This is a genomic window from Comamonas sp. FG99 (assembly GCF_057808605.1).
The window spans coordinates 23,009-48,397 of sequence record NZ_JBMDII010000040.1; the positions used below are offsets into that span (position 1 = coordinate 23,009).

Here is a 25,389-nt window from a genome sequence, read left to right on the forward strand (position 1 = left end):
GATGCAGAACAAGAAAGCACAATGGATCGTGGGCGCGCTGGTGCTGCTGGCGCTGCCGCTGGTGCTGCAGTCCTTCGGCAACGCCTGGGTGCGCATCGCCGACCTGACCCTGCTGTACGTGATGCTGGCCCTGGGCCTGAACATCGTGGTCGGCTTCGCCGGCCTGCTGGACCTGGGCTACGTGGCCTTCTACGCGGTGGGCGCGTACATGTTCGGGCTGATGGCCTCGCCTCACCTGGCCGAGACCTTCGAGGGCTTCAAGGCCTTGTTCCCCAATGGCATGCATACCTCGATCTGGCTGGTGATTCCGCTGGCGGCGCTGCTGGCGGCCTGCGCGGGGGTGCTGCTGGGCATGCCGGTGCTCAAGCTGCGCGGCGACTACCTGGCCATCGTGACGCTGGGCTTCGGCGAGATCATCCGCATCTTCATGCTCAACCTGGACCAGCCGGTGAACATCACCAACGGCCCCAAGGGCCTGGGCCAGATCGATTCGATCAAGATCTTCGGGCTGGACCTGGCCAAGCGCATCGAGATCGGCAGCTACACCATCGAGTCGGTGTCGCTGTACTACTACCTGTTCCTGCTGCTGGTGCTGGTGAGCGTGTTCATCTGCTACCGCCTGCAGGATTCGCGCATCGGCCGCGCCTGGATGGCCATCCGCGAGGATGAGATCGCCGCCAAGGCCATGGGCATCAACACGCGCAACATGAAGCTGCTGGCCTTCGGCATGGGCGCCACCTTCGGCGGCGTGGCCGGCGTGATGTTCAGCGCCTTCCAGGGCTTCGTGTCGCCCGAGTCGTTCAGCCTGATGGAGTCCATCATGATCGTGGCGATGGTGGTGCTGGGCGGGCTGGGCCATATTCCCGGCGTGATCCTGGGCGCGGTGCTGCTGTCGGCCCTGCCCGAGGTGCTGCGCTATGTGGCCGGCCCGCTGCAGGCGATGACCGACGGCCGGCTCGACGCCTCCATCCTGCGCCAGCTGCTGATCGCGCTGGCGATGATCGTGGTGATGCTGCTGCGCCCGCGCGGCCTGTGGCCCTCTCCCGAGCACGGCAAGAGCGCCTTGCAGAAGAACTGAGGAAGCACCATGAACCATGTGAATACTGCGGCTGCGGTGCTGAAGGTCGCCGGCATCTCCAAGCGCTTTGGCGGCCTGCAGGCGCTGTCCGACGTGGCGCTGACCATCGAGCGCGGCCAGGTCTACGGCCTGATCGGCCCCAACGGCGCGGGCAAGACCACGTTCTTCAACGTGATCACCGGGCTGTACACGCCCGATTCGGGCAGCTTCGAGCTCGAAGGCCAGCCCTACGAGCCCAAGGCGGTGCACCTGGTGGCCCGCTCGGGCATCGCGCGCACCTTCCAGAACATCCGGCTGTTCGCCGAGATGACCGCGCTGGAGAACGTGATGGTCGGGCGCCATGTGCGCACCAGCTCGGGCGTGCTCGGCGCGATCTTGCGCGGCGCCAGGTTCAAGGCCGAGGAGGCCGCGATCCGCGCCCGGGCGCGCGAGTTGCTGGCCTATGTGGGCATAGAGCGCTTTGCCGACTACAAGGCGCGCACGCTGTCCTACGGCGACCAGCGCCGCCTGGAGATCGCGCGCGCGCTGGCCACCGACCCGAAGCTGATCGCGCTGGACGAGCCGGCCGCCGGCATGAACGCCACCGAGAAGGTGCAGCTGCGCGAGCTGATCGACCGCATCCGCAACGACGGCCGCACCATCTTGCTGATCGAGCACGATGTGAAGCTGGTGATGGGCCTGTGCGACCGCGTGACGGTGCTCGACTATGGCAAGCGCCTGGCGGAAGGCACGCCCGCCGAAGTGCAGAAGAACGACAAAGTGATCGAGGCCTACCTCGGCACCGGAGGACACTGAGCATGGCCGATCAATCGAGCAAACAAGAAGGCCGGCAGGCGCTGCTGAAGGTGCGCGGCCTGAGGGTGGCCTATGGCGGCATCCAGGCGGTCAAGGGCGTGGACCTGGATGTATTCCAGGGCGAGCTGGTGTCGCTGATCGGCTCCAACGGCGCCGGCAAGACCACCACGATGAAGGCGGTTACCGCCACGCAGCAGCTCAACGACGGCAGCATCGAGTATCTGGGCGAGAGCATCCGGGGCAAGGGCCCGTGGGACCTGGTCGCCAAGGGGCTGGTGATGGTGCCCGAGGGCCGCGGCGTGTTCACGCGCCAGACCATCACCGACAACCTGCTGCTGGGCGCCTACCTGCGCCGCGACAAGGCCGGCGTGCAGGCCGACATCGAGAAGATGTTCGGCATCTTCCCGCGCCTGCGCGAGCGCAAGGACCAGCTGGCCGGCACCATGTCGGGTGGCGAGCAGCAGATGCTGGCCATGGCCCGCGCGCTGATGGCCCAGCCCAAGCTGCTGCTGCTGGACGAGCCGTCCATGGGCCTGTCGCCCATCATGGTGGACAAGATCTTCGAGGTGGTGCGCGACGTGCACTCCATGGGCGTGACCATCGTGCTGGTGGAGCAGAACGCCAGCCGCGCGCTGGCCATCGCCGACCGCGGCTACGTGATGGAGTCGGGCATCATCACCATGAGCGGGCCGGGCCAGCAGCTGCTGAGCGACCCGAAGGTGCGCGCGGCCTACCTGGGGGAGTAGTTTCCCCTGCGGGCCAGCGAAAAGCGCCGGACAATGGCGCTTTTCTCGTTTTCGGGCGCCATCGTGAATTTCCTGAGCAACCTTCCCGTGCCGGTGCAGGCCATAGCCCTGCTAATCGCCAGCAATGTGTTCATGACCTTTGCCTGGTACGGGCACCTGAAGAACCTGTCGGCCTCGCCGTGGTACATCGCTGCGCTGGTGAGCTGGGGCATCGCGTTCTTCGAGTACATGATGCAGGTGCCGGCCAACCGCATCGGCTTCACGCAGTTCAGCGTGGGCCAGCTCAAGATCCTGCAGGAGGTGATCACGCTGCTGGTGTTCGTGCCGTTTTCGGTCTGGTTCATGGGCCAGCCGCTGAAGTGGGACTACCTCTGGGCCGGGCTGTGCCTGCTGGGGGCGGTGTATTTCGTGTTCCGCAGCGCGTAGGCCCGGGCATCCGGGCTGGATGCAGGGATGTTGTGGCCGGAAATAAGTCGGTTCGATGACAGCTCGCGTAGAATTTCGGAAATCTGTGCCGCACAGTCCCATGGTGCTCTGCCGTGGGGGCTGTGTGGCACATCCTTTATCCGCATAGAACCCCACAGGTACATCATGCTCTTTGGCAAGCTATTGCCGCGCGAAGGCAACTTCTTCGACATGTTCAACCAGCACGCGGATCGCATCGTCGAGGCGGCCCACGCGTTTTCGCAGCTCGTGGCCAACTATGGCGATGCGCATCTGCGCGAGAAGTACAACCAGGACGTGGACAACGCCGAGCGCGCGGCAGACCGGGTGACCACCGAGGTCAACCGCACGCTGCACAAGACCTTCATCACGCCGATCGACCGCGAGCAGATCCATTCGCTGATCAACACCATGGACGACGTGGCCGACCTGATCCAGGATTCGGCCGAGACCATGGCGCTGTACGACGTGCGCCACATGACCGACGAGATCACGCGGCTGACCGACCTGGCGGTCAAGTGCTGCGAGCGCCTGCGCGACGCGGTGAAGATGCTGGCGCGCATCGCCGAGCCCTCGGTGGCCGAGGCCGCGATCAAGACCTGCGAGGAGATCGACCGCCTCGAAGGCGACGCCGATCGCGTGATGCGCAGCGCCATGAGCAAGCTGTTCCGCGAGGAGCCCGACGTGCGCGAGGTCATCAAGCTCAAGGCGATCTACGAGCTGCTGGAGACCATCACCGACAAGTGCGAGGATGTGGCCAACCACATCGAAGGCATCATCCTGGAAAACTCCTGAAGCCGGGGTAGCGATGCAAACCATGCAAACCGCCCTGTGGGTGATCGTGGTGCTGGTGGCGCTGGCGATCCTGTTCGACTTCATGAACGGCTTTCACGACGCGGCGAACTCCATCGCCACCGTCGTCTCCACCGGCGTGCTCAAGCCCACGCAGGCCGTGGTGTTCGCGGCCTTCTTCAACTTCGTGGCGATCTTCGTGTTCCACCTCAGCGTGGCGGCCACCATCGGCAAGGGCATCGTGCAGCCGGGGGTGGTGGACACGCATGTGATCTTCGGCGCGCTGCTGGGCGCCATCACCTGGAACGTCATCACCTGGTACTACGGCATTCCCAGCAGCTCGTCGCATGCGCTGATCGGCGGCATCGTCGGCTCGGTGATCGCCAAGGCCGGCGCGGGCTCGTTGATCGCCAGCGGCATCTGGAAGACGGTGCTGTTCATTTTCGTGTCGCCGCTGCTGGGCTTCATCCTTGGCTCGCTGATGATGGTGCTGGTGGCCTGGATCTGCCGCCGCACCAGCCCCGGGCGCATCGACAAATGGTTCCGCCGCCTGCAGCTGCTGTCGGCCGGAGCATACAGCCTGGGCCACGGCGGCAACGACGCGCAAAAGACCATCGGCATCATCTGGCTGCTGCTGCTGTCCACCGGCTATGCCTCGGCCAGCGACCCGAATCCGCCGACCTGGGCCGTGGTCGCCTGCTACACCGCGATCGGCCTGGGCACCATGTTCGGCGGCTGGCGCATCGTCAAGACCATGGGCCAGAAGATCACCAAGCTCAAGCCGGTCGGGGGCTTTTGCGCCGAGAGCGGCGGCGCGCTGACGCTGTTCATCGCCACCGCGCTGGGCGTGCCGGTGTCCACCACCCACACCATCACCGGCGCCATCGTCGGCGTGGGCTCCACCCAGCGCGCCAGCGCGGTGCGCTGGGGCGTGGCGGGCAACATCGTCTGGGCCTGGGTGCTGACCATCCCGGCCAGCGCGTTCGTGGCGGCGGTGGCCTACTGGGTGAGCCTGCAGATATTCTGAACGGCGCAGCAAAAAAGAGAGCTGCCAGCGCTCGTGTTCTCTAGGTTTCAGATAGTTTTATATCTGAAAACTAGTTGTAGTAAGCGCTGACGGCTCTCTTTTTTAATCAGGGTCCTGCGAGATCTTGCGCGCCTCTTCGATCTGGTACTCGAAATAGTGCTCGAAGCTGTAGGCCAGGCTGGCCATCAGCACCGCGGTGCCCAGCATCAGCGCGGTGGCGATGCCGACCACGGTGAACCAGTTGGTGCGCCCCGCGGGGTGCTCGGGCTCCAGTTGCGGGTTGTGGCGGGCGTTCCATTTCTCCGGCGCCATCAGCCCGTAGATGATGGCGGTCAGCGCGCAGGCGGCGATCGTGAAGCCCAGCAGCGGGATCAGCACCCAGCTGCCCTGGTCGTCGATGCCGTTTTCCAGCAGCCGCTCGATGCCATACAGGCCCAGCGCCGTCGGAATCGGCAGGAACCAGCCCCAGGCGTCGCCCAGGCCGTGCAGGTAGAAGCGGTGCAGGCCCAGCGGCCCGCCCAGGAAGGCGAGCCAGGTCGCCAGGGTCTTGTTCTTCGCCATGGCTCAGGCCGCGGGCGCGCTCGTGTCGCCGGCGCCCAGGGTTTTTTCCATCAAGACCACGTCGCGCCACTGGCCGAATTTCCAGCCCACCGACTTCATCGTGCCCACATGCGCAAAGCCCAGCGCAGCGTGCAGGCCCACCGAGCCCTGGTTGGCCGAGTCGCCGATCACCGCGATCATCTTGCGCACGCCGCCGGCCTCGGCCTGCTCCAGCAGCGCAGCCAGCAGCAGGCGGCCCAGGCCGCGCCCCTGCTGCGCGGCATCGACATAGATCGAATCCTCGGCCGAGAAGCGGTAGGCCGGGCGCGGCTTGAACCAGTTGGCATAGGCGAAGCCCGCCACCTGCCCGTCGTGCTCGGCCACCAGGTAGGGCAGCTGGCGCGCCAGCACGTCGCTGCGGCGCTGCGCCATGTCGGCCTCGGTGGGCGGCTCGGTCTCGAAGCTGCCGGTGCCGTGCAGCACATGGTGGGCGTAGATGCGGGTGATGGCGGCAAGGTCTGCCGTGGTACTGGCGCGAATGCTTGGCATGGTCTGGCGAAAATCGTATAATGCAGGGCTTTGCTGCGTGTCTCTGGCCGGGTGGCTAGTTGCGTGTCTCAAACGCGGCAGGAATTCAATCACCACCCGAAGGATTCATTATGGTCGTAATTCGACTCTCGCGCGGCGGCGCCAAGGCCCGTCCTTTCTTCAACATCGTCGTTGCCGACAAGCGCGTGCGCCGCGATGGCCGCTTCATCGAGCGCATTGGTTTCTACAACCCGACTGCCAAGGGCGGCGAGGAAACGCTGCGCATCGCGCAAGACCGCCTGGCCTACTGGGTGGGCGTGGGCGCGCAGGCTTCCGACACGGTGGAACGCCTGGCCAAGCAAGCCGCTGCCAAGCAAGCCGCTTAAACACACCGCTTAACAGGTCGCCTGAGCAGGCCGCTTAACAGGCTGCCTCAGTTCCGGTAGATTCCATACCCAAGCGGAGGCCGTTGGTCATCGACTGACGGCCTCCGCTTTTTTCCATCGCCAGATTCCATGCAACCCGCCCCAACGCCCCTTCAGCCCGCCGAGCTGCCCGCCGATGCCATCGAGGTCGCCCGCATTGCGGACGCCTGGGGCGTCAAGGGCTGGTTCAAGGTGCTGGCGCACAGCTCCGATCCGCAGGCGCTGTTCAATGCCAAGCGCTGGTTCCTGCTGCCGCCGCAAAAGGGCGCGAAGCACTTTGCCGGCACCGTTCTGCTCGCCATGCGCCAGGCGCGCTTTCATGGCGGCACGGTGGTCGCGTCGGCCGAGGGCATAGACGAGCGCAGTGCGGCCGAAAGCCTCAAGGGTGCGCGCGTGTTCGTCTCGCGCGCCGACTTTCCGCAGGCCGGCGACGATGAGTACTACTGGGTCGATCTGATGGGCCTGGCGGTGGTCAACCGCGAGGGCGTGGCGCTGGGCGTGGTGCGCGAGCTGCTGTCCACCGGCCCGCAGACCGTGCTGGTGATCGGCTACGAGGAGGACGGCAAGGCGCGCGAGCGCATGATCCCCTTCGTCGCGGCCTATGTGGACCAGGTGTCGCTGCAGGACAAGCGCATCACGGTCGACTGGCAGGCCGACTACTGACATGCACTGACATGCGCTTTGACGTCATCACGCTGTTCCCCGAGCTGTTCGAGCCCTTTCTGGCCAGCGGCGTGACGCGCCGCGCCTACCAAAGCGGCCAGGTGGCGGTGCGCTGCTGGAATCCGCGCGACTTCGCCGACGGCAACTACCGCCGGGTGGACGACCGGCCCTTCGGCGGCGGCCCCGGCATGGTGATGATGGCCGAGCCGCTGGCGCGCTGCCTGGCGGCCATCCGCGCAGACCGCGCCGAAGCCGAGGGCGCCGCGGCGCCGCTGGTGCTGTTCTCGCCCATAGGCCGCAGGATCGAGCATGCGCTGGTGCAGCAGTGCTCGGGCGGCGCCGGCGCGGTGCTGCTGTGCGGGCGCTACGAAGGCGTGGACCAGCGCTTCATCGACCGGTATGTCGATGCGCAGCTGAGCCTGGGCGACTTCGTGCTGTCCGGCGGCGAGATCGCCGCGATGGCGCTGCTCGACGCGGTTGCGCGGCTGCAGCCCGGCGTGCTGCACGACGAGGGCAGCCACCAGTTCGACAGCTTCAACCCCGCGCTCGACGGCCTGCTCGACTGCCCGCACTACACCCGGCCCGAGGTCTGGGAGGGCCAGCCGGTGCCCGAGCCGCTGCTGTCGGGCCACCATGCGCGCATCGAGCGCTGGCGCCGCGACGAGCGCCTGCGCACCACCGCCGGCCACCGGCCCGAGCTGCTGCAGCAGGCGCGCCAGGCGGGGGCGCTGGACAAGGGCGACGAGAAGTTCTTGAAGCAGTTGGGCAAACTGCTATAATCCACGGTTTACCGATCCTCTGCGCGGCCGTTTTTCCTGATGGCAGGAAGAGCAAAACCCGTGGACGCCAGCGACACCATGTTCTTGGCTGCCCCATTCGCCCATTCGATGGCGCGTGCAAGATCGTTGGATGACACCATGAATCTGATCCAGATCCTCGAGCAGGAAGAAATCACCCGTCTGAACAAGACCGTTCCCGATTTTGGCCCCGGCGACACCGTCGTGGTGAATGTGAACGTGGTCGAAGGCACCCGCAAGCGCGTGCAGGCCTACGAAGGCGTGGTGATCGCCAAGCGCAACCGTGGCCTGAACAGCGGCTTCACCGTGCGCAAGATCTCCAGCGGCGAAGGCGTGGAGCGTACCTTCCAGACCTACAGCCCGCTGATCGCCAGCATCGAAGTCAAGCGCCGCGGCGACGTGCGCCGCGCCAAGCTGTACTACCTGCGCGAGCGCAGCGGCAAGTCGGCCCGCATCAAGGAAAAGCTGCCGTCGCGCAAGGCTGCCGTGGCTGCGGAATAATCCCCAGCCGCACGCCTCGTGCCACAAGCCGCTACGCTCCGCGTGTAGCGGCTTTTTTCTTTGGAGATGAAAGGATGGCCCCGTTGGATCGCCCGTCAGACACCGCGGCGGCTTTGACGCCGCGTCCGATGTCCAGCATTCCCGGCTTCGACCCGCGCCAGGTGCCGGTGGTCGGCGTGGACACGCAGCTGCCCGCGATCGCTGCCGCGCAGCTGACCGCGGGCGCGCTGCGCCAGCGCTTCGCCGCCCCGCATGCGCCCTGGCAGCCCGAGGTCAGCACCGAGGGCCGCTGGACGACGCGCCCCATCGCCAAGGCCGCGGTGCTGGTGGCGCTGGTGCAGCGCGACCAGCCCTACCTGCTGCTGACCGAGCGCACCCACAATCTCTCGAACCATTCCGGGCAGATCGCCTTTCCGGGCGGCCGCCAGGACGAGGGCGACCGCGATGCCGCCGACGCCGCGCTGCGCGAAGCCTGGGAAGAGGTGGGCCTGCCGCGCGCGCAGGCCGAGGTGATCGGCTGCCTGCCGCAGTACGAGACTGGCTCGGGCTTCGACATCACGCCGGTGGTGGCGCTGGTGACGCCGCCGGTGCAGCTGCGCCCCAACCCCGGCGAGGTGGCCGACGTCTTCGAGGTGCCGCTGGCGTTCCTGATGAACCCGGCCCACCACCACTGGCAGCAGTTCCAGATGCAGGACATGCGGCGGCGCTGGCTGTCCATGCCCTATTTCGACCCCATCGCGGGCAAGGAGCGCTTCATCTGGGGCGCGACCGCGGGCATGCTGCGCAACCTGTACCGCTTTCTGTCGCTGCCCTTGCCTGGGTATGATGTGCGCCCATGAGTTTTTTCGCCACGCTGATCGCGCTGCTGCTGGAGCAGGCCAAGCCGCTGGACCGGGACAACCCGGTCTACGCCGCGGTGCGCGCGTGGGTGCAGTGGGTCAGCCGCAATCTCGATGCCGGCCAGCGTCACCACGGGCGCCTGGCCTGGTGCGTGGCGGTGCTGCTGCCCAGCGCGCTGGCGCTGGGCATCGACTGGCTGCTGAGCTACCTGGTGGGCTGGCCGCTGGCCATGCTGTGGAACGTGGCGGTGCTCTATGTCACGCTGGGCTTTCGCCAGTTCAGCCACCATTTCACCCGCATCCGCGATGCGTTGGAGTCCGGCGACGAGGCCCTGGCGCGCCAGTATCTGGCCGACTGGCAGCAGGTGCAGGCCGATGACCTGCCGCGCCGCGAGATCGTGCGCCATGTGATCGAGTATTCGGTGCTGGCGGCGCACCGCCATGTGTTCGGCGTGCTGGCCTGCTACTCCATAGGGTCGGCGCTGGGGCTGGGGCCGGCCGGCGCGGTGTTCTACCGCATGGCCGAATTCGTCGGCCGGGTGCTGGGCCCGGGCGGGCGGCTGGCCGATGCCAGCGCCGCCATGCAGCGCGCGGCCAGCGCCGCCTGGTGGGCCATCGACTGGCTGCCGGCGCGGCTGACCGCGGTGAGCTTCGCCGCGGTGGGCAACTTCGAGCAGGCCATAGACAACTGGCGCTTCCAGACCCAGCACTTTCCCAATGACGACGACGGCGTGATCCTGGCCGCCACCGCCGGCGCGATCGACATCCGCCTGGGCGGCGCGGCCTTGCGCGCGCGCAGCGCCGCGGCCGAGGATGCCGGCCCGCTGGACGGCGACGGCAGCACCACCCCGGGGCGCGACCCCGAGGTAGCCCACCTGCGCAGCGTGGTCGGGCTGGTGTGGCGCTCGGTGGTGGTGTGGATGCTGCTGCTGGCGCTGCTCACGCTGGCGCGCCTGCTGGGCTGAAGCGGTTTTTCGCAATCAAGCGGGAACGCGGCGCAGAGCCGCTGGCGCCACGAGTAATATCGCCGCCTGCCGGCCTGCCCAGAAAAAACGCCCCATCCCGCGAGCGGAGATGGGGCGCCGGTGGGGCGGGGGCCTAGGTTATCGGCCCGCGGACTTGGCGCGCTTGCGCCAGGCGCCGGCGGCGGCACCCATCAGCATGAGGCCCAGCAATGCCAGGCCGGCAGGGTTGGAGGCCGGCACTTGTTGCAGGTTCTTGTTCGGCTGCACCACCGGGTCGGTGTCGCTGGCCGTGTTGTTGCTCGGGTTGGTGTCGTGCACCGCGGCGGGAATCAGCAGCGTGGCGGTGTTGGTCACCGAGCCGCTCAGGCCTGCGTCGACCGTGGCGGTGACCGTGTAGGTCACCGAGCCGCCGGCCGGCAGCGAGACCAGCTCCGACAGGTTGCCGCTGCCGCTGGCCGCGGCGCAGGTGGCGCCGCCGGCCGCGCTGCAGGTCCAGCTGCCGTAGCTCAGGCCGGAGGGCGCCGGGTTCGACAGGGTCACGCCGGCGATATCCGAATTGCCATGGTTGGTGACGACGACCACATAGGTGGTGGTGCCGCCGGGCTGCAGGCTATTGGCGTTGTTGGTGATGGTCACGCCCACGTCGCCGTCGCCGATCACCGATGCGGTGGCCTGGGCCGGGCCGGTGTTGGCCAGGCCGGTCGACGAGGTCAGGCCGCCGGGCGCAACGATGTTGGTCAGGTTGCCGTAGGCCGTGCCGGTCACATCCACGGAGAGCGTGCAGGTGGCGCCTGCCGGCACGGTGGCGCCGGCGCCCGCCATGGCGACGGTGCTGGCGCCGGCCGCGGCCTGCAGATCGGCCGCTGCGATGGTGCAGCTGCCGGCGAGCGCCAGGTTGGGCGGATCCGCAACCACCATGCCGAAGGGCAGGTTGTCCTGCAGCTTGACCCCGGTCTGCGTGGGCGCGCCTTCGGTGTTGCTGATGATCAGCTTCAGCGTGGTCTTGTCGCCCAGCCGCTCCAGCGTGGCCTTGCTGAACTCCTTGCTCAGCTGCAGCGAGGCGCTGGACGCGGTGAGCGATGCCGAGGCGGTGTTGTTGTTGGACACGTTCTCATCGGTGGTGATGGAGCGCGCCGCCAGGGTGTTGGCGATGGTGCCGTTGGCGCCGGCGGGCGCGCCCACCTCGACCACGATGCTGCAGCTGCTGGCCGCGTCCTGGCCGCCGGCCGGCATGGCGATGGCGCCACCGGACAGCGACAGCTGGCCCGGCGTGCCCAGATCCAGGGTGCCGCCGCAGCTGTTGCTCACCAGGTTCTTGGCTTCGAGCACGAACGGCGCGCTGGGGAAGGTGTCGGTGAACGACAGGTTCGTCAGGTCGGTCGCGCCCGCGGCCCGGTTCAGCGTGATGGTCATGGTCGAGGTGCTTTGCCCGGACGAGATCGTGTTGGGGCTGAAGGACTTGCCGGCGGTGAGCGCCGCGCTGGCATTGACCTCGGCCCACTGCAGGGGCGTCCAGACATTGCCGTTGGTAAGGATCAGGTTGCTGTCGCCCTGGCCCGAGGTGCCGCCGATGCGGTTGCGGTGCAATCCGGGCGTGGCGTTGCCGTCGATCTTGACCGGTACCGAGATGGTGCAGGAGCTGTTCGCGGGGATCGCGCCGTCGCTCTTCTCGATCAGGGTGCCGCCGATGGTGGCGTTGACCGAGCCGCCGCAGGTCGTGCTGGCCGCTCCGCCCACGGTGAACGATGTGCCCATCAGGCTCAGATCGTCCCTGATCGAGGTGATGGTCGCCGGGGTGGCGGCGCTGTTGGTCAGCGTGAGCACCATCTGGAGGGTGTTGGTCTGCCGGCCCTGGTTGGCATTGGTCACGCTTTGCAGGCCATTGAAGGTCTTGGTGGCGTTGATGCCCGGCCCTGGCCCGCCGGGGTTGAGGGTCACGCTGTCGCCCACGACCGTCACGGCGACCGGGCCGAACTGCAGGGGGCTGGGCACGAAGTTCGCTTGGCTGTTGGCGACGGAGATGTAGTTGCCCGTCGTATTGGTCGCGGTGTACTGCACTTCGATGGTGCAGCTGCCCACGCCAGCCGTGGTGCCACCGGCCACGGAGCCACCGCTCAGGCTGACCGACGAGCCGGTGAACGAGGCGCTGCCGCCGCAGGTGTTGCTGTTGATCGCGGTGGGCGTGACGCCTGCCGGCACATTGTCGGTGAAGCTGATGCCGCCAAGCGCAGTGGCGTTGAAGTTCTGGATCACCAGGGTGAAGCGGGCCGAGCCGCCGTTGGGCACCGGGTCTTCGACGAAGTTCTTCACGATGCGCGCGCCGGTGTTGACGCCGACCGTGCCGCTGAACGGCGCGATATTGGTGGCGCCATAGTCCGCGGTGACGCCGCTGGAGTCGATGGTGTTCGTCTGGTTGGCGCTGAAGAACACGTTGGGATCGGACGGGGTGACGTCGAAGCTGAGCGTGCAGCTGCCCTGGGCCGGGATGGTGCCGCCCGACAGGCTGACGCTGCCGGCCCCTGGCGCGGCGCCGACCGTGCCGCCGCAGCTGCTGCTGGCGTTGGCTGGCGTGGCGACCATGAGCTTGGCCGGCAGCGTGTCGGTCAGCGCGGCGCCTGTCAGGGGCACGTTGTTGGTGTTGTTCAGCGTGATGGTGACGGTGGAGATGCCGCCGCCGCGTACCGTCGTGGGGCTGAATGCCTTGGCGCCCTTGATAGGCGCCAGCGCGTTCACCCGCAGCGCCACGCTGGATGGGCTGGCGTTGCTGCCCTGCGACGAGCTGGCTGCTCCCGCGGCGACTTCGCTCAGATAGGTGCCGGAGGCCGGCACGGTGACCTGGGCGGTGATCTTGCACTGTCCGTTGGGGCCGGCGGGTATGGTGCCATTGCTGAGCACCAGGTTGGAGCCCGACATGGCGGCGGTGCCCGGGGCGCAGGTGGTCGAGATGGCGGTGACGTTCATGCCCGCCAGCGGGATGGAAACCCCGGCTCCCGTGGCCGCCGCCGGGTTCTGGTTGATCAGGTTCACCGTCAGCGTGGTGGGCTGGCCCACGATGACCGTGGAGGGGCTGAAGCCATGGTTGATGCCGATATCGGCCTGCGCGGCGAAGGATGCCAGGCTGGCCGTTGCCAAGACCCAGCAGGCGCGGGCCGCTCTGCTGGCGCGCGGCATCGGGGGTATGCCGTTAGCGTTGTCGGGGGACATATAGTTTCTCCAGTGTAAAGCTGATGAAACTATAGATAAAACAAATCAAATAGGACAAAGCTATTTGCAAACAATGCTCTTTGCCGTGTCGGGGAAATCCCCGCCCGCTACCCGCCCGCTACCGCCCCGGTTCGGCCACGCAGCCGGCCGGCAATGGCTGGCGCCCGCCGTCCGCCAGCCACGGGCTTGCCGCGGCCAAGGCCAGGCCCAGGGCCGACAGGGCCGCCGCGCCCCAGCCTATCGACAGCAGGCCCAGCCCGCCGGCGATGATCGCGCCGCCCACCCAGGCGCCCAGCGCATTGCCCAGGTTGAAGGCCGCGATGTTCAGGCTGGACGCCAGGTTGGCGCCGCTGCTGCCGGCAGACTGCAGCACCCGCATCTGCATCGGCGCCACGGTGGCAAAGGCGGCGATGCCCAGGACCACCACATAGGCCATGGCCACGGCCGCCTGGCCAAAGGCCCAGCGGCCCAGCAGCAGGATCAGCGCCAGCGCCGCCAGCGTGAGCACCAGGGCCCGCAGCACGCCGCGGTCGGCTAGCTTGCCGCCCAGCCAGTTGCCCAGCGCCAGGCCGGCGCCGAACAGCAGCAGGGTGATCGCGACCAGGCTGTTGGCCATATGCGTCACCTGCGTCAGCAGCGGCTCCACATAGGTATAGAGGGCAAACACGCCGGCAAAGCCGAACACGGTCACCAGCAGGCCGAGCCAGACCTGCGGGTGGCGCAGCACCGCCAGCTCCGCGCGCAGGCCGCCGGCCTGCGGCAGCGGCAGCTCGCGCGGCACGAAAACGGCCAGCACGGCCAGCGCCAGCAGGCCGACCACGGCCACCGCCGCAAATGCCATGCGCCAGCCCCACAGCTGGCCCAGCCAGGCGCCGGCCGGCACGCCCAGCAGCGTGGCCAGGGTCAGGCCCGAGAACATCAGCGCGATCGCCGAGGCCTTCTTGTCGGCCGGCACCAGGCTGGTGGCCACCACCGCACCCACGCCGAAGAAGGTGCCGTGGGTCAGCGAGGTGAGCACGCGCGCCGCCATCAGCCAGCCATAGCTGGGCGCCAGCGCGGCGGCGGCATTGCCGGCGATGAAGATCAGCATCAGGCCCATCAGCAGCCGCTTGCGCGGCCAGCGCAGCGTGGCCAGCGTGAGCACCGGCGCGCCTACCGCCACGCCGACGGCATAGCCCGAGATCAGCGTGCCCGCGGTGGGGATGGAGATGTCCAGGCTTTGGCTGACCTGGGTCAGCAAGCCCATGATGATGAATTCGGTGGTGCCGATGCCGAAGGCACCGGCGGCCAGCGCCAACAGGGATACAGGCATGGAGCCATCCTTTCTTGCAAAGAAGCCAGGATTGTGGCGCCCCCGCTTTTGCATGGGTAGATGGAATAATGGAAAGATATTTGTGCCCACATGGAACGAATGGGCGGGCACAATGCCGCTCTCGCCTTCGTCCAGCCGCCTCGCCATGCCATTGCAACCACCCACCGCCGCCCCGTCTCCGCTGGAGGTCAACCGCTCGGGCGAGCTGGAGGTGTTCGTGCTGGTGGCCGAGCGCGGCAGCTTTTCCGCGGCGGCGCGGGTGCTGGGCGTGTCGCCATCGGCGGTGAGCAAGATCGTCGCGCGGCTCGAGGCGCGGCTGGGCACGCAGCTGCTGCTGCGCAGCACGCGGCGGCTGCAGCTCACGCCCGAAGGCAGCCAGCTGCATGATGGCGCCAGGCGGGCGTTGGCGGAGCTCAATGATGCGGAATCGGCCGCCGCCGCGCGCAGCCAGCCGCGCGGCGTGGTGCGCATCAATGCCAGCTCGTCCACCGGCCAGCTGCTGCTGGTGCCGCTGCTGCCCCGCCTGATGGAGGCCTACCCCGGGCTGCGGCTGGACCTGAGCTTCACCGACCAGGTGGTAGACCTGATCGAGGCGCGGGCGGACATCGCGATCCGCTGGGGCGAGCTGCCGTCCTCGGACATGGTGGCGCACCTGCTGGGCCGCACCCGCCAGGTGATCGTGGGCGCACCCGGCTATCTGCGCCGGCGCGGCTGGCCGCAGCATCCCCGGGATCTGCAGCACCATGTGCGCATCGGCTGGAACTACCCGCGCGCGGTGCCGCACTGGCCTTTCAGCGTGGATGGGCGCAGGCTCGATGTGGACATCGGCGATCTGGTACGGGTGAACGATGGCGACGTGATGCGCAACCTGGCGCTGCAGGGCACGGGGCTGGCGCGGCTGTCGCTCTACCATGCCTGGCCCGACCTGGCGGCCGGCCGGCTGGCGGTGGTGCTGGAGGACTTCAACACCGGCGTGCTCGAACCGATCCACGCGGTCTACCTGGGCAAGCCCGAGCGGCTGCCGCCGCGCACCCGCGCGGTGCTGGACTTCTTGAAGGCCCACGTCGACCTGCGCCATGCCGAGGCGCTGCCGCCGCGACTCAGTAGCGCTGCTGGCTGAGCTCGGCGAACAGGTCGCCGTAGATCGCGTAGCGGTTCTCGCTGAGGGGCAGGGCGGCATCGCCGTTCTGCACGGCCTCGATCACGCCGCAGCCTGGCTCGTGCAGGTGGGTGCAGTTGTAGAACCGGCAGTCGCCGGCATGCGCCGCGATGTCGGGCATGCAGGCCGCGAGCTGGGTGGGCTCGATGTGGTGCAGGCCGAACTCCTGAAAGCCCGGCGAGTCGATGAGGGCCGTGGTGCGCGCCTCGTCCACCCAGTACAAGGTGGTGCTGGTGGTGGTGTGCTTGCCGGTGTTCAGCGCCTGCGAGATCTCGTTGGTGGCCACGTTGGCGCCGGGGATCAGCAGGTTGATCAAGGTGCTTTTGCCCACGCCGGACGGGCCGAGCACCAGGGTGGTCTTGCCTGCGAGCAGGCCGTAGATGGCATCGCGCTCTGCGCCGTCCGCGCCCGCCAGCGCGAACGGCAGCACCGTGTAGTGCGCTGGGGCGTCCTCGGCGTCGCGCATGGTGCGGTACGGCTGCAGCCGCTCCCAGGCGCGCACAAAGGGCTCGCCCAGATCCATCTTGTTCAGCGCGATGACGGGCCTGATGTGCGCCGCCTCGGCGGCGATCAGCGCGCGCGCCAGCTGGCTCTCGGAGAACACCGGCTCGGCCGCCAGCAGGATCAGGACCTGGTCGAGATTGGCCGCGAAGGACTTGGTGCGGATCTCATCCTGGCGGTAGAACAGGTTGCGCCTGTCCTGCACCTTCTCGATCGTGCCCTCGTCGCCCTGGCCGGGCGGCGGCGGCTGCCACAGCACCTGGTCGCCCACCACCGCCTGGCTCTTCTTGCCGCGCGGGTGGCAGATGCGGCGCGTGCCGTCGGGCGTCTCGACCACGCAGTGGCGGCCATGGCTGGCCACGACCAGGCCGGTGAGCGCGGTGGCCGCGCCGGGCTTGGCGTGGGCGCGCTTCATGCGGCCGCCAGCCGCTGCAGGTGGGCCATGCGCTCCACCGCCGGCGGGTGCGAATAGTAGTAGCGCACATAGACCGGATCGGGCGTCAGCGTCGAGGCATTGTCCTCGTACAGCTTGAGCAGCGCGGTCTGCAGGTGGCGGGCGTCGGTCTGGCGCGCGGCATAGGCGTCGGCCTCGAACTCGTGGCGGCGCGACCAGCCCGATGCCAGCGGCGACACGAAGCCGCTGAACACCGGCACCGCCAGCATGAACAGCAGCAGCGCCAGCGCATCGTTGGGTGCCGATCCGGGCACGCCGGCGATGTTGAAGTTGGGCGTGACCCCCAGGCCCGCGTAGAACCAGCCCTGGCGCGACAGCCAGCCCAAGAGCGCAAAGCCGGCCAGCGTCAGCACGAACATGCCGGCCATGCGCTTGGCGATGTGCCGGTGCTTGAAATGGCCCAGCTCGTGCGCGAGCACCGCGTCGACCTCGTCGGCATCGAGCTTTTGCAGCAGCGTGTCGAAGAACACCACGCGCTTGGCGGCGCCGAAGCCGGTGAAGTAGGCGTTCGCATGCGCGCTGCGGCGGCTGCCGTCCATCACGAACAGGCCCTTGGCCGAAAAGCCGCAGCGCTGCATCAGCGCCTGCACGCGGCCCTTGAGCGCCTCGTCCGCCAGCGGCTCGAACTTGTTGAACAGCGGTGCGATGAAAGTCGGGTAGACCACCATCAGCAGCAGGTTGAAGCCCATCCACGCCGCCCAGGCCCACAGCCACCACCAGCGGCCCGCGGCGCCCATCAGCCACAGGATCAGCGCCAGGATGGGCAGGCCGATCGCCGCGCCCATGGCCGCGCCCTTGAGCAGGTCGGCCAGCCACAGGCCGGGCGTCATCTTGTTGAAGCCGAAGCGCTGCTCGATCACGAAGGTCTGCCACCAGCTGGCCGGCAGGTCGATCAGGCCGCTGACCAGCACGAAGGCGGCCACCAGCGCCAGCTGCTGCCACATGCCGCCGCCCAGCCAGGCCAGCAGCGCGCCATTGAGCGCATCCAGCCCGCCCAGCAGCGTCCAGCCCAGCAGCACGGCCACGCCCAGGGCCAGCTCCAGCATGCCAAAGCGCGCCTTGGCCACGGTATAGGCCGCGGCCTTCTGGTGCGCGGCCAGGCTGATGCGCTCGGCAAAGCCGGCGGGCACCGCATCGCGGTGGCGCACCACATGGCGGATCTGGCGGCTGGCCAGCCAGAGCTTGAGCAGGGTGCCGGCGCACAGCGCGACGGCAAAAACCAGCGTGAACAAAAGAGAGGTGGTCAAAGGCAAGGCAGCGTCGGTTGCAAAGCAGGCAAGTGTAGGGGATCAGTGACAATACCCGCCATGGCTATCACCCACATCCCTGAAACCTCCGCGCCTGCCCAAGCCCCCATGCTGGCCAAATCCGACCTGAACCTGATCTGGCTCGACTGCGAGATGACCGGGCTCGACCCCGATACCCACCGCATCATCGAGATCGCGGTGGTGGTGACCAGCCCCGACCTGGCGGTGCGGGTGGAGGGCCCGGTCATCGCCATCCACCAGGGCGAGGACGAGCTGGCCAAGATGGATGCCTGGAACCGCGGCACCCATGGCAGGAGCGGCCTGACCGAGCGCGTGCGCGCCTCCCTCATCGACGAGGCCATGGCGCAGAAGGCGGTGCTGCAGTTCCTGCGGCACTATGCGCCCAAGGGCAAGGTGCCGATGTGCGGCAACAGCATCGGCCAGGACCGGCGCTTCCTGGTCAGGTACATGCCGCAGCTGGAAGCCTTCTTCCACTACCGCAATATCGACGTCAGCACGCTCAAGGAGCTGGCCCGCCGCTGGCGGCCCGAGCTGGTGGCGGCCTTCAAGAAGGCGCAAAAGCACACCGCGCTGGCGGATGTGCACGAGTCCATCGATGAGCTGGCCTACTACCGCGGCGGGTTCCTGCAGATGGAGCGCCCGGCCGCCGCCGTGGCGTGATACACCCCTCGATTTGGGGAAAACCCGGCTTTGTGCGATAATTGCGGGCTACCCGCCAGTGCGCATGGATTGCGCGGCGGATAGCACGCACATCTCCCTTCATTCATCGGGCTCCCAGCAAGGCGCAAACCTTGGCTAGATAGAACAGCCCACCTGCTTTTTTTCTGAAGCCGGTTCCGTTTGATGGTTGATGTATTTGAAACCATCCGGATCGGTGCCATGCCCAGGCCTTTGCCTGCGCATGCGCTGTCCCTTGCTTTTCGAGCTCAATGATGACGCATGATTTTTCCGTGCAGGGCGATGCCGCGCCTGCAGAACGTTCTATTCCCCTGGATGGCGGTAGCGCCAGCGCGCTGGACCAGGTGGCCGCACAGGCTGCGCTGGCCGCCGACGATGCCCTCGATGGTGGCGCCGAAGCCATCGCCGCAGCCCAGGCCGAAGTGCCCGAGCTGCCCAATCGCTTCGCCGAGCTGGGCCTGGCGCCCGAGCTGCTGCAGGCGGTGCAGGAGCTGGGCTACACCCAGCCCACCGCGGTGCAGGAGCAGGCGATTCCGCTGGCCATGCAAGGCGAGGCCGGCAGCCATACCGACCTGATGGTCTCCAGCCAGACCGGCAGCGGCAAGACCGCGGCCTTCCTGCTGCCGGTGCTGCACACGCTGATCCAGCAGCAGGCCGCGGCCCATGCGGCCGAACGCGCCGAGTACGAGCGCCTGTGCGCCGAAGCCGCCGCCAGCGGCCAGCCGGCACCCAAGCGCCCCAAGCGCAAGAACCCGCTGAGCCCGCGCAGCTTCAAGGCCGCGCAGCCGGGCGCGCTGGTGCTGTGCCCCACGCGCGAGCTGGCCCAGCAGGTGGCGCATGACGCGATCGAGCTGGTGCGCCACTGCAAGGGCCTGCGCATCGCCAACGTGGTGGGCGGCATTCCGTACCAGCTGCAGATCGCCAAGCTGCAGAACGCCAACCTGGTCGTGGCCACGCCCGGCCGCCTGCTCGACCTGCAGCGCTCGCTGCAGATCAAGCTCGACCAGGTGCAGTTCCTGGTGGTGGACGAGGCCGACCGCATGCTCGACCTGGGCTTCTCGGACGACCTGGCCGAGATCAACCAGCTCACCATCGCCCGCCGCCAGACCATGATGTTCAGCGCCACCTTTGCGCCGCGCATCCAGCAGCTGGCCATGCGCGTGATGCACGACAACGGCGCCAGCGTGAAGAAGATCCAGATCGCCACGCCGCAGGAAAAGCACGCCAACATCGAGCAAAAGCTGTTCTGGGCCGACAACTCCGACCACAAGCGCCGCCTGCTCGACCACTGGCTGCGCGACACCTCGATCAACCAGGCCATTGTCTTTGCCAGCACCCAGATCGAGTGCGACGGGCTGGCGAGTGACCTGCAGCAGTCGGGCTTTGCCGCCGTGGCGCTGCACGGCGCGCTGAGCCAGGGCCTGCGCAACCGCCGCCTGATGGCGCTGCGCAACGGCCAGGTGCAGATCCTGGTGGCCACCGACGTGGCGGCGCGCGGCATCGACGTGCCCACCATCACCCACGTCTTCAACTACGGCCTGCCGATGAAGGCCGAGGACTACACCCACCGCATCGGCCGCACCGGCCGCGCGGGCCGCAGCGGCCTGGCGATCACCTTCGCCGAGTTCCGCGACCGCCGCCGCATCTTTGATATCGAGGCCTTCACGCGCCAGCAGTTCAAGACCGATGTGGTGCCGGGCCTGGAGCCCACGCAGCGCTTCCCCAGCGGCCGCAACGAAGGCCCGCGCGGCGGTGGCCGTGGTGACCGCGGCCGTCCGGCAGGGCGCGGCGGCTTCGGTGCCGACCGTGGCGGCCGTAGTGACCGTGGCGGCGAGCGCGGCTTTGGCCCGCGCCGCGACCATGACGGCTATGGCCGCAAGCCGGGCTTCGGCGATGCGGGCGCGGGCCGCCGCGATGCGCGCTTTGACGGCCGCTTCGAGGGCCGTCCCGAGGGGCGTTTCGAAGACCGTCGCCCGGACTTCCGGCAAGATCACCGTCCGGCGGGCGGCGATGCGCGCTTCGAGCGCCGCGAGCAGCCGGGCGAACGCCGTTTTGAAAACCGTTTCGAGCGCGGCGACCGCCATGGCGATCCGCGTGGTGGCAGCCGCGGCGGGCAGGCAGCGCCGCGCCGCGCACCGGGCGGCGGCCGGCCCTATGTACCCGCAGGCGGCAAGGCCCGCAGCGAGCACCGCTGATCGGCGGTAAGCGCCGCGCAATAGCTGCAATAGCCAAAAAAGCAGCCAGCGCCTGGTGACGGGCGCTGGCTGCTTTTCTTTTGGTCTTACTATGTCATAAATGTCACAATTCGATCTTTTCGACTTCATGCAGAAGGGGCGATGAATGCAACCCAGCGCTTTGACTGCTACATGGAGCTCCTGAGCGAAGGCTTGAGTCACGCGGATCGGCACGCGGGGCTTCGAGGCTACTGCACGGGCTTGATACTCCTCCTATCGCGCAAGAGCGCGCAGCCCATGGTCGTGGCCAAGGCCGAGTGCACCGACACCCAGATGTTGCGCAGCGTGTGCATAGTTCGCTGATCGAGACAACCAAGGCCAACAACGTCGAGCCCTATCGGTACCTCGTCGCCTTGTTCAAGAAGCTGCCGCTAGCGCAGGCCGTCGATGACTACGAGGCGCTGCTGCCCTGTAACATTGAGCTCTGCGGCATGTAGGCCTCGCCGCGCGCAGCGGCTCCGACATCACGCGCACGGGCGTGGTTGATTGACTGCTTACAATGATTCAAGCTTTAGAAGGTCTTGGGAACTCTTGATGAACGGACCTGGCTTGACGGCGAACAAAATCATTGGAGTGACACTGGTAGGGGGTCGGAGATTATCAGAAGAGCGGGTTAATTAGGCCGAAAACTCTGTGAAAATTAGAGCATATGTATTGTTAGCCGGTTTGGTCGGCATCTGTATTGGTTTTGCTATGCATAGTAGATCCAGTATAGAGTCGGCTAAATCCACAGCACAGACATATCAGGCAAATGCTAATGAACTATGCAGGACAGAAGGCGAGAATGTAGCCGTATCCCCGGAAGGGAGATTTGTGGTTTTCGATCAAAACATAAGTCGCGACTATTCGCCAGTCCCTGACGGAACCCATCTGAATATTCTCAATGTTCAATGTGCCCTATCGAAAAAATCATTTAATGGTTGTTTGATTGGCATATCGTCAATGGCTGGAATAAGACTAATGAGTTGGGGTGAAAGTGACCAATCATTGTTCGCTATCGAGAATAATAATAATCTATTAAAAATAGATTTAAATTCCGCCATGTCAAAAGGGGAGATTGTAGATCAAGTCAGACTACATAGCAGAGATATTGCATTGACTGTTATGAGGGTGGGGCCGACAGACTCCATTTCGGCGCAGCAAGAAAATGACCAACTTGAAACCCTCCGAATCAAAGCCCTTAATGGTTTCAATCATCAAGAAGTTGCAGGTGTTTTTTTAAAATCTAACGCAGTAGCTGGGGCGATTTTTGAAGATTTCAATGATTTGCATTTATATACGGTTGTAGACGGTATCAAAAAAGATTCAACAACCAAATGGCGAGAAGTTTCGAGCTCACAAATAGTATATGAATCACCCTCTCCCTTTGATTCGAATACGGCACTGATAGTTGCCAAAGGTGCAATAGCCAAGGGTTCTTCGGATAATTTCAAATCAATTGGTGACATGCCATTCGCTAAGCCTGTGATATCTCCCAAGGATGGTACTCTCCTTGGATATTTCAATGGCTCGAAAATACAATTGAATGTATCAAAAGAATTTGATGAGAGAATTCAAACATTCGTAAATGGCAAAAGCAGCAATAATAACTATATTCAAAGTGTTGGTATTTCCCCAGTCGGAATTCATGCTCAAATAATAAAAAAGATCGACGGAAGCAAAAGCATTATTGTTGCGACTCCCGAAGGGGCAGTGGAGCAAACCTGTTTCTCGGAAGACACTAGAACGCCCAAGAATACGATTGGCTACGTCACTATGGGATCGAAGAATTGGCCGGTATACGGTTTGCTTATTCGCCCAATCCAAAGTAAGGGGCTAATAATTTTTTTGGTGGCGGCCCTTTGAACAACATTGAGAAAATTCCATTTTCTATTCGCCAATTTCTTAGACTCAATTGGAGTGTTCTCGCGATTAATTATAGCGGAAGCATAGGCAGTGGAGCTGATGTGTCTGGACGCCTATACAACTTCGGTCCAAAAACCGCCTTCCAAAGAGATGCCGCTGCAGTTTTTGAGTACTTGAAATCGAGCTCTCAAAACAAAGAAAAGATTGTGATCTACGGAGAGAGCCTTGGTGCGCTTCCTGCCGTATCCTTGGGCGATATTTTCAACGATCCAAAAGAAATTATCTTGGTTGCGCCGTTTTTAAAGCATCAATCCCCTAGTGCATGGATAGATGAAAAATCAGAAGCAAATTATTTATCTGGCTCCGTAAATATAGAATATCAAAAGAAGTTTGAAAGATATTTTCTAGGAGAGTATTTCGATAATGATCAAGCAGCCATTTTAAGTATGAAAAAGACTGATATGCGAACATTGGTAATTTTTGCAAAGAATGATCGAATGTCTCTTATTGAACATATGCCGACTTCTTGGAAAAATGGAAATCTTACGATTGATACGGTACCAGGTGGACATGAATTTTCTACAGCTCAGCCCGATACCTGGAAAATTATCAATGATTGGATGAATAAATAATTGCAAAACGCTGGTTTCTCTCGCCGAAGTTCAAACCACCGCTTTTGGGCCGTTCTAGGCCACGTGTCACGTTATGTGGGTGTCAAGTATCGCCAAAAAGGTCTGACGAGGGAGGTCAATTCATACCCGGGGCGGTTCATAGTTGTAATCCGCGAGGCTTTCATATAAGCCGCTCTTAGTGCGCCGCGTGCCGGCCGATATCGGGCCAGCGGTGGTGGAAGTACACCCAGCTGAGCAGGCCGATCAGCATCATCGCCACCGAGCTGATGGCCAGCAGCACGGTCGAATCCATCACCAGCGGCGCCACCACGCCGGCCACCACGCCGTTGGCCACCGACGACACCACCGCCTGCAGCGACGAGGCCAGGCCGCGGCGCTCGGGGTGCAGGTCCAGCACCATCAGCGTGACCACCGGCGTCATCAGCGCCCAGCCGAATGAATAGATGCCCAGCGGAAACAGCGCCCACGAGGGGTGCGGCTTGAAGGCGATGTTCAGTCCCAGGTAGACGATGGACACCACGAACATGATCAGAAAGCCATGGCGCACCTGGCGCTTGGGCGGGATCTTGCCGGCCAGCCGGCCGCTGACCCAGGCGCCCACCATGATGCCGCCGATCGTGCAGCAGAAGAACCAGAAGAACTGCGTGGGCTGCATGCCCATGTGCGTGCCCAGGAAGGTGGGCGCCGACAGGATATAGACGAACATGCCGTTGAACGGTATGCCGCTGGCGATGGCCAGCAGCAGAAAGCGCGGGCTGCTGCACAGCTCCCAGTAGCCGCGCAGCAGGTTGCCGATGTCGAAGGGCTGGCGCATGGCCGGCGGCAGGCTTTCCGGCAGCAGCCGGTAGTTGTACAGCCACAGGAAGGCGCCGACGCCGGTCAGGAACCAGAAGATCGCGGTCCAGTGCAAATGGGCCACCAGCAGCCCGCCGATGATGGGCGCCACCGCCGGTGCCACGCCGAAGAAGATGGTTACCTGGCTCATCACCCGCTGGGCCTGCGCCGGCGGAAACAGGTCGCGCACCACCGCGCGCGACACCACGATGCCCGCGCCGGTGCTGGCGCCCTGCAGCGCGCGAAAGAAGATCAGCTGGCCGATGTCCTGCGCCAGCGCGCAGCCCACCGAGGCCAGCGTGAACGCGGCCAGGCCCCACAGCACCACCGGGCGGCGGCCCAGGCTGTCCGACAGCGCGCCGTGGAACAGGTTCATGAACGCGAAGGCGAACAGGTAGGCCGACAGGGTCTGCTGCATCTGCAGCGGGCTGGCCGAGAGCGACTGCGCCATGCTGCCGAAGGCTGGCAGGTAGGTGTCGATGGAAAACGGCCCCAGCATGCCCAGCAGCGCCAGCACGATGACCAGCGCCCACTGCGGCGCTGTGGCGCCAGCATGCATGGGAGGATGTGGCAATGAAGGCGAGGGGGTGTGGGCGGGCGCCTGCTGCGTCGCCGCCTTGTCGGTGGGTGTGCTCATGGACTCAAGCGGGGCCGCGCGGGCGCAATCGTCGCGCCTGCGCGGTGGTGTTTCGGGTAGGTGGAGCCTGTGCGGGGCGCTGCCCGTGAGAGTCGGGCGCCGGCCGGGCTCAGCGCAGCGGGGTGCTGCCGGATGCTTGCGAGGTTAACTGAAACCCGCCCGCCGTGGCGGACGGCCTGCAGTAGGCGGGCGCGCAGCTATGGTATCGCGGGGGGAGTTGCTATCGCGGCAAAAACAAAAGGACCTGGCGATTGCTCGCCAGATCCTTGATGTCCAAGCGTGGTGACTTGGTGGGCCCTGAGTGACTCGAACACTCGACCAACGGATTAAGAGTCCGCTGCTCTACCAACTGAGCTAAGAGCCCGAAAACGCTGCCGTGACCGCTGTGGCATACGGCTGATGTGCGCGCCTGCCGCAAGGCAGGCGCCTGAAAAGCTGGTGGGCCCTGAGTGACTCGAACACTCGACCAACGGATTAAGAGTCCGCTGCTC

The 25,389-nt window shown here is 65.6% G+C and carries 25 protein-coding genes, 1 tRNA gene and 2 pseudogenes; 19 read left to right on the forward strand and 9 right to left on the reverse strand.

Going from position 1 to position 25,389, the window contains the following annotated elements; translation table 11 throughout:
* Position 1 precedes the first annotated feature (1 nt).
* From ACODRX_RS21420 to ACODRX_RS21445, 6 genes are all read left to right on the forward strand, one after another.
* Positions 2–1,078 carry an ABC transporter permease subunit gene (locus ACODRX_RS21420; protein WP_488873566.1) on the forward strand — a complete coding sequence of 359 codons (1,077 nt, stop codon included), beginning with the start codon at positions 2–4 and terminating at the stop codon, positions 1,076–1,078.
* Between the two features lie 9 nt (positions 1,079–1,087).
* Positions 1,088–1,873 carry an ABC transporter ATP-binding protein gene (locus ACODRX_RS21425; RefSeq protein WP_488873567.1) on the forward strand — a complete coding sequence of 262 codons (786 nt, stop codon included), beginning with the start codon at positions 1,088–1,090 and terminating at the stop codon, positions 1,871–1,873.
* A gap of 2 nt (positions 1,874–1,875) precedes the next feature.
* Entirely contained in the window at positions 1,876–2,619 is a 744-nt protein-coding gene (locus ACODRX_RS21430; RefSeq protein WP_488873568.1) for an ABC transporter ATP-binding protein, read from the forward strand.
* A 33-nt stretch (positions 2,620–2,652) separates the two neighbouring features.
* Positions 2,653–3,045: a DMT family protein gene (locus tag ACODRX_RS21435; protein ID WP_488873569.1), complete on the forward strand. Its 393-nt coding sequence runs from the start codon at positions 2,653–2,655 to the stop codon at positions 3,043–3,045.
* A 165-nt stretch (positions 3,046–3,210) separates the two neighbouring features.
* Positions 3,211–3,858 (forward strand): DUF47 domain-containing protein, encoded by a 648-nt coding sequence (locus tag ACODRX_RS21440; protein WP_488873570.1) that lies wholly within the window; start codon positions 3,211–3,213, stop codon positions 3,856–3,858.
* Positions 3,859–3,871: 13 nt separating this feature from the next.
* On the forward strand, positions 3,872–4,882 hold the full coding sequence (locus tag ACODRX_RS21445) for an inorganic phosphate transporter (RefSeq protein WP_488873571.1): 1,011 nt from the start codon (positions 3,872–3,874) through the stop codon (positions 4,880–4,882).
* 102 nt (positions 4,883–4,984) lie between these two features.
* On the opposite strand, the gene ACODRX_RS21450 is transcribed toward ACODRX_RS21445, so the two are convergent.
* Together ACODRX_RS21450 and ACODRX_RS21455 are read right to left on the reverse strand one after the other, a co-directional pair.
* Complete coding sequence (locus ACODRX_RS21450; RefSeq protein ID WP_488873572.1) at positions 4,985–5,443, reverse strand: TM2 domain-containing protein; 459 nt, start codon at positions 5,441–5,443, stop codon at positions 4,985–4,987.
* Between the two features lie 3 nt (positions 5,444–5,446).
* On the reverse strand, positions 5,447–5,971 hold the full coding sequence (locus ACODRX_RS21455) for a GNAT family N-acetyltransferase (RefSeq protein ID WP_488873573.1): 525 nt from the start codon (positions 5,969–5,971) through the stop codon (positions 5,447–5,449).
* Between the two features lie 110 nt (positions 5,972–6,081).
* Between ACODRX_RS21455 and rpsP the strand changes: the two genes are divergently transcribed.
* The 3 genes from rpsP to trmD all read left to right on the forward strand — a co-directional run bounded on the left by rpsP (position 6,082) and on the right by trmD (position 7,817).
* Entirely contained in the window at positions 6,082–6,336 is a 255-nt protein-coding gene (rpsP, locus tag ACODRX_RS21460) for a 30S ribosomal protein S16 (RefSeq protein ID WP_488873574.1), read from the forward strand.
* Between the two features lie 129 nt (positions 6,337–6,465).
* On the forward strand, positions 6,466–7,038 hold the full coding sequence (rimM, locus tag ACODRX_RS21465; protein ID WP_488873575.1) for a ribosome maturation factor RimM: 573 nt from the start codon (positions 6,466–6,468) through the stop codon (positions 7,036–7,038).
* Between the two features lie 11 nt (positions 7,039–7,049).
* Positions 7,050–7,817, forward strand: coding sequence for a tRNA (guanosine(37)-N1)-methyltransferase TrmD (gene trmD / locus ACODRX_RS21470; RefSeq protein WP_488873576.1), 768 nt, complete (start codon positions 7,050–7,052; stop codon positions 7,815–7,817).
* Between the two features lie 8 nt (positions 7,818–7,825).
* Here trmD and ACODRX_RS21475 read toward each other — a convergent pair whose 3' ends face one another.
* Entirely contained in the window at positions 7,826–7,957 is a 132-nt protein-coding gene (locus ACODRX_RS21475) for a hypothetical protein (RefSeq protein WP_488873577.1), read from the reverse strand.
* Here ACODRX_RS21475 and rplS point away from each other — a divergent pair.
* The 3 genes from rplS (at position 7,956) to ACODRX_RS21490 (ending at position 10,140) form a co-directional block, all read left to right on the forward strand.
* The gene (gene rplS / locus ACODRX_RS21480; protein WP_488873578.1) at positions 7,956–8,336 is read left to right on the forward strand and encodes a 50S ribosomal protein L19; all 381 of its coding nucleotides are present in this window, start codon (positions 7,956–7,958) and stop codon (positions 8,334–8,336) included. The two genes, ACODRX_RS21475 and rplS, sit on opposite strands and share 2 nt — an antisense overlap.
* A gap of 128 nt (positions 8,337–8,464) precedes the next feature.
* Complete coding sequence (locus tag ACODRX_RS21485) at positions 8,465–9,175, forward strand: CoA pyrophosphatase (RefSeq protein WP_488873579.1); 711 nt, start codon at positions 8,465–8,467, stop codon at positions 9,173–9,175.
* On the forward strand, positions 9,172–10,140 hold the full coding sequence (locus ACODRX_RS21490; protein ID WP_488873580.1) for a CobD/CbiB family protein: 969 nt from the start codon (positions 9,172–9,174) through the stop codon (positions 10,138–10,140). Before ACODRX_RS21485 ends, ACODRX_RS21490 begins: the two co-directional genes overlap by 4 nt.
* 138 nt (positions 10,141–10,278) lie before the next feature.
* Here ACODRX_RS21490 and ACODRX_RS21495 read toward each other — a convergent pair whose 3' ends face one another.
* Entirely contained in the window at positions 10,279–13,344 is a 3,066-nt protein-coding gene (locus tag ACODRX_RS21495; protein ID WP_488873581.1) for a beta strand repeat-containing protein, read from the reverse strand.
* 118 nt (positions 13,345–13,462) lie between these two features.
* Complete coding sequence (locus tag ACODRX_RS21500; protein ID WP_488873582.1) at positions 13,463–14,656, reverse strand: MFS transporter; 1,194 nt, start codon at positions 14,654–14,656, stop codon at positions 13,463–13,465.
* Positions 14,657–14,801: 145 nt separating this feature from the next.
* Here ACODRX_RS21500 and ACODRX_RS21505 point away from each other — a divergent pair, with 145 nt between their 5' ends.
* Entirely contained in the window at positions 14,802–15,776 is a 975-nt protein-coding gene (locus ACODRX_RS21505; RefSeq protein WP_488873583.1) for a LysR family transcriptional regulator, read from the forward strand.
* On the opposite strand, the gene rsgA is transcribed toward ACODRX_RS21505, so the two are convergent.
* Together rsgA and ACODRX_RS21515 are read right to left on the reverse strand one after the other, a co-directional pair.
* A complete protein-coding gene (gene rsgA / locus ACODRX_RS21510; RefSeq protein ID WP_488873584.1) occupies positions 15,757–16,731 on the reverse strand; it encodes a ribosome small subunit-dependent GTPase A in 975 nt (324 codons plus the stop codon). The two genes, ACODRX_RS21505 and rsgA, sit on opposite strands and share 20 nt — an antisense overlap.
* A complete protein-coding gene (locus tag ACODRX_RS21515) occupies positions 16,728–18,017 on the reverse strand; it encodes a M48 family metallopeptidase (protein ID WP_488873585.1) in 1,290 nt (429 codons plus the stop codon). The genes rsgA and ACODRX_RS21515 overlap by 4 nt, the downstream gene beginning before the upstream one ends.
* Positions 18,018–18,077: 60 nt before the next feature.
* Here ACODRX_RS21515 and orn point away from each other — a divergent pair, with 60 nt between their 5' ends.
* The 6 genes and pseudogenes from orn (at position 18,078) to ACODRX_RS21545 (ending at position 23,427) form a co-directional block, all read left to right on the forward strand.
* Positions 18,078–18,698, forward strand: coding sequence for an oligoribonuclease (gene orn, locus ACODRX_RS21520; protein WP_488873586.1), 621 nt, complete (start codon positions 18,078–18,080; stop codon positions 18,696–18,698).
* Positions 18,699–18,970: 272 nt separating this feature from the next.
* On the forward strand, positions 18,971–20,911 hold the full coding sequence (locus ACODRX_RS21525) for a DEAD/DEAH box helicase (protein ID WP_488873587.1): 1,941 nt from the start codon (positions 18,971–18,973) through the stop codon (positions 20,909–20,911).
* A 141-nt stretch (positions 20,912–21,052) separates the two neighbouring features.
* Positions 21,053–21,241: pseudogene (locus ACODRX_RS21530) on the forward strand (IS701 family transposase); the annotation flags it as partial.
* Between the two features lie 5 nt (positions 21,242–21,246).
* A pseudogene (locus ACODRX_RS21535) lies at positions 21,247–21,387 on the forward strand (transposase domain-containing protein); the annotation flags it as partial.
* Positions 21,388–21,583: 196 nt separating this feature from the next.
* Positions 21,584–22,795, forward strand: a complete 1,212-nt coding sequence (locus ACODRX_RS21540) for a hypothetical protein (protein WP_488873588.1) — start codon at positions 21,584–21,586, stop codon at positions 22,793–22,795.
* Complete coding sequence (locus tag ACODRX_RS21545) at positions 22,792–23,427, forward strand: alpha/beta hydrolase family protein (protein ID WP_488873589.1); 636 nt, start codon at positions 22,792–22,794, stop codon at positions 23,425–23,427. Before ACODRX_RS21540 ends, ACODRX_RS21545 begins: the two co-directional genes overlap by 4 nt.
* Before the next feature lie 175 nt (positions 23,428–23,602).
* On the opposite strand, the gene ACODRX_RS21550 is transcribed toward ACODRX_RS21545, so the two are convergent.
* Together ACODRX_RS21550 and ACODRX_RS21555 are read right to left on the reverse strand one after the other, a co-directional pair.
* Complete coding sequence (locus tag ACODRX_RS21550; RefSeq protein WP_488873590.1) at positions 23,603–24,820, reverse strand: multidrug effflux MFS transporter; 1,218 nt, start codon at positions 24,818–24,820, stop codon at positions 23,603–23,605.
* 366 nt (positions 24,821–25,186) lie between these two features.
* Positions 25,187–25,262, reverse strand: a tRNA-Lys gene (locus ACODRX_RS21555).
* Positions 25,263–25,389: the final 127 nt, after the last annotated feature.

Bases quoted from the DNA above. Each gene is read 5' to 3' on its own strand.
- rsgA (WP_488873584.1), bottom strand. From the start codon at position 16,731: ATGAAGCGCGCCCACGCCAAGCCCGGCGCGGCCACCGCGCTCACCGGC.
- ACODRX_RS21550 (WP_488873590.1), bottom strand. From the start codon at position 24,820: ATGCATGCTGGCGCCACAGCGCCGCAGTGGGCGCTGGTCATCGTGCTG.
- ACODRX_RS21495 (WP_488873581.1), bottom strand. From the start codon at position 13,344: ATGTCCCCCGACAACGCTAACGGCATACCCCCGATGCCGCGCGCCAGC.
- ACODRX_RS21450 (WP_488873572.1), bottom strand. From the start codon at position 5,443: ATGGCGAAGAACAAGACCCTGGCGACCTGGCTCGCCTTCCTGGGCGGG.
- ACODRX_RS21445 (WP_488873571.1), top strand. From the start codon at position 3,872: ATGCAAACCATGCAAACCGCCCTGTGGGTGATCGTGGTGCTGGTGGCG.
- ACODRX_RS21420 (WP_488873566.1), top strand. From the start codon at position 2: ATGCAGAACAAGAAAGCACAATGGATCGTGGGCGCGCTGGTGCTGCTG.
- ACODRX_RS21475 (WP_488873577.1), bottom strand. From the start codon at position 7,957: ATGGTGTCATCCAACGATCTTGCACGCGCCATCGAATGGGCGAATGGG.
- ACODRX_RS21425 (WP_488873567.1), top strand. From the start codon at position 1,088: ATGAACCATGTGAATACTGCGGCTGCGGTGCTGAAGGTCGCCGGCATC.
- rpsP (WP_488873574.1), top strand. From the start codon at position 6,082: ATGGTCGTAATTCGACTCTCGCGCGGCGGCGCCAAGGCCCGTCCTTTC.
- ACODRX_RS21525 (WP_488873587.1), top strand. From the start codon at position 18,971: ATGACGCATGATTTTTCCGTGCAGGGCGATGCCGCGCCTGCAGAACGT.
- rimM (WP_488873575.1), top strand. From the start codon at position 6,466: ATGCAACCCGCCCCAACGCCCCTTCAGCCCGCCGAGCTGCCCGCCGAT.
- ACODRX_RS21500 (WP_488873582.1), bottom strand. From the start codon at position 14,656: ATGCCTGTATCCCTGTTGGCGCTGGCCGCCGGTGCCTTCGGCATCGGC.
- ACODRX_RS21455 (WP_488873573.1), bottom strand. From the start codon at position 5,971: ATGCCAAGCATTCGCGCCAGTACCACGGCAGACCTTGCCGCCATCACC.
- ACODRX_RS21490 (WP_488873580.1), top strand. From the start codon at position 9,172: ATGAGTTTTTTCGCCACGCTGATCGCGCTGCTGCTGGAGCAGGCCAAG.
- ACODRX_RS21440 (WP_488873570.1), top strand. From the start codon at position 3,211: ATGCTCTTTGGCAAGCTATTGCCGCGCGAAGGCAACTTCTTCGACATG.
- ACODRX_RS21435 (WP_488873569.1), top strand. From the start codon at position 2,653: ATGGCGCTTTTCTCGTTTTCGGGCGCCATCGTGAATTTCCTGAGCAAC.
- orn (WP_488873586.1), top strand. From the start codon at position 18,078: ATGGCTATCACCCACATCCCTGAAACCTCCGCGCCTGCCCAAGCCCCC.
- ACODRX_RS21430 (WP_488873568.1), top strand. From the start codon at position 1,876: ATGGCCGATCAATCGAGCAAACAAGAAGGCCGGCAGGCGCTGCTGAAG.
- ACODRX_RS21505 (WP_488873583.1), top strand. From the start codon at position 14,802: ATGCCATTGCAACCACCCACCGCCGCCCCGTCTCCGCTGGAGGTCAAC.
- rplS (WP_488873578.1), top strand. From the start codon at position 7,956: ATGAATCTGATCCAGATCCTCGAGCAGGAAGAAATCACCCGTCTGAAC.
- ACODRX_RS21485 (WP_488873579.1), top strand. From the start codon at position 8,465: ATGTCCAGCATTCCCGGCTTCGACCCGCGCCAGGTGCCGGTGGTCGGC.
- trmD (WP_488873576.1), top strand. From the start codon at position 7,050: ATGCGCTTTGACGTCATCACGCTGTTCCCCGAGCTGTTCGAGCCCTTT.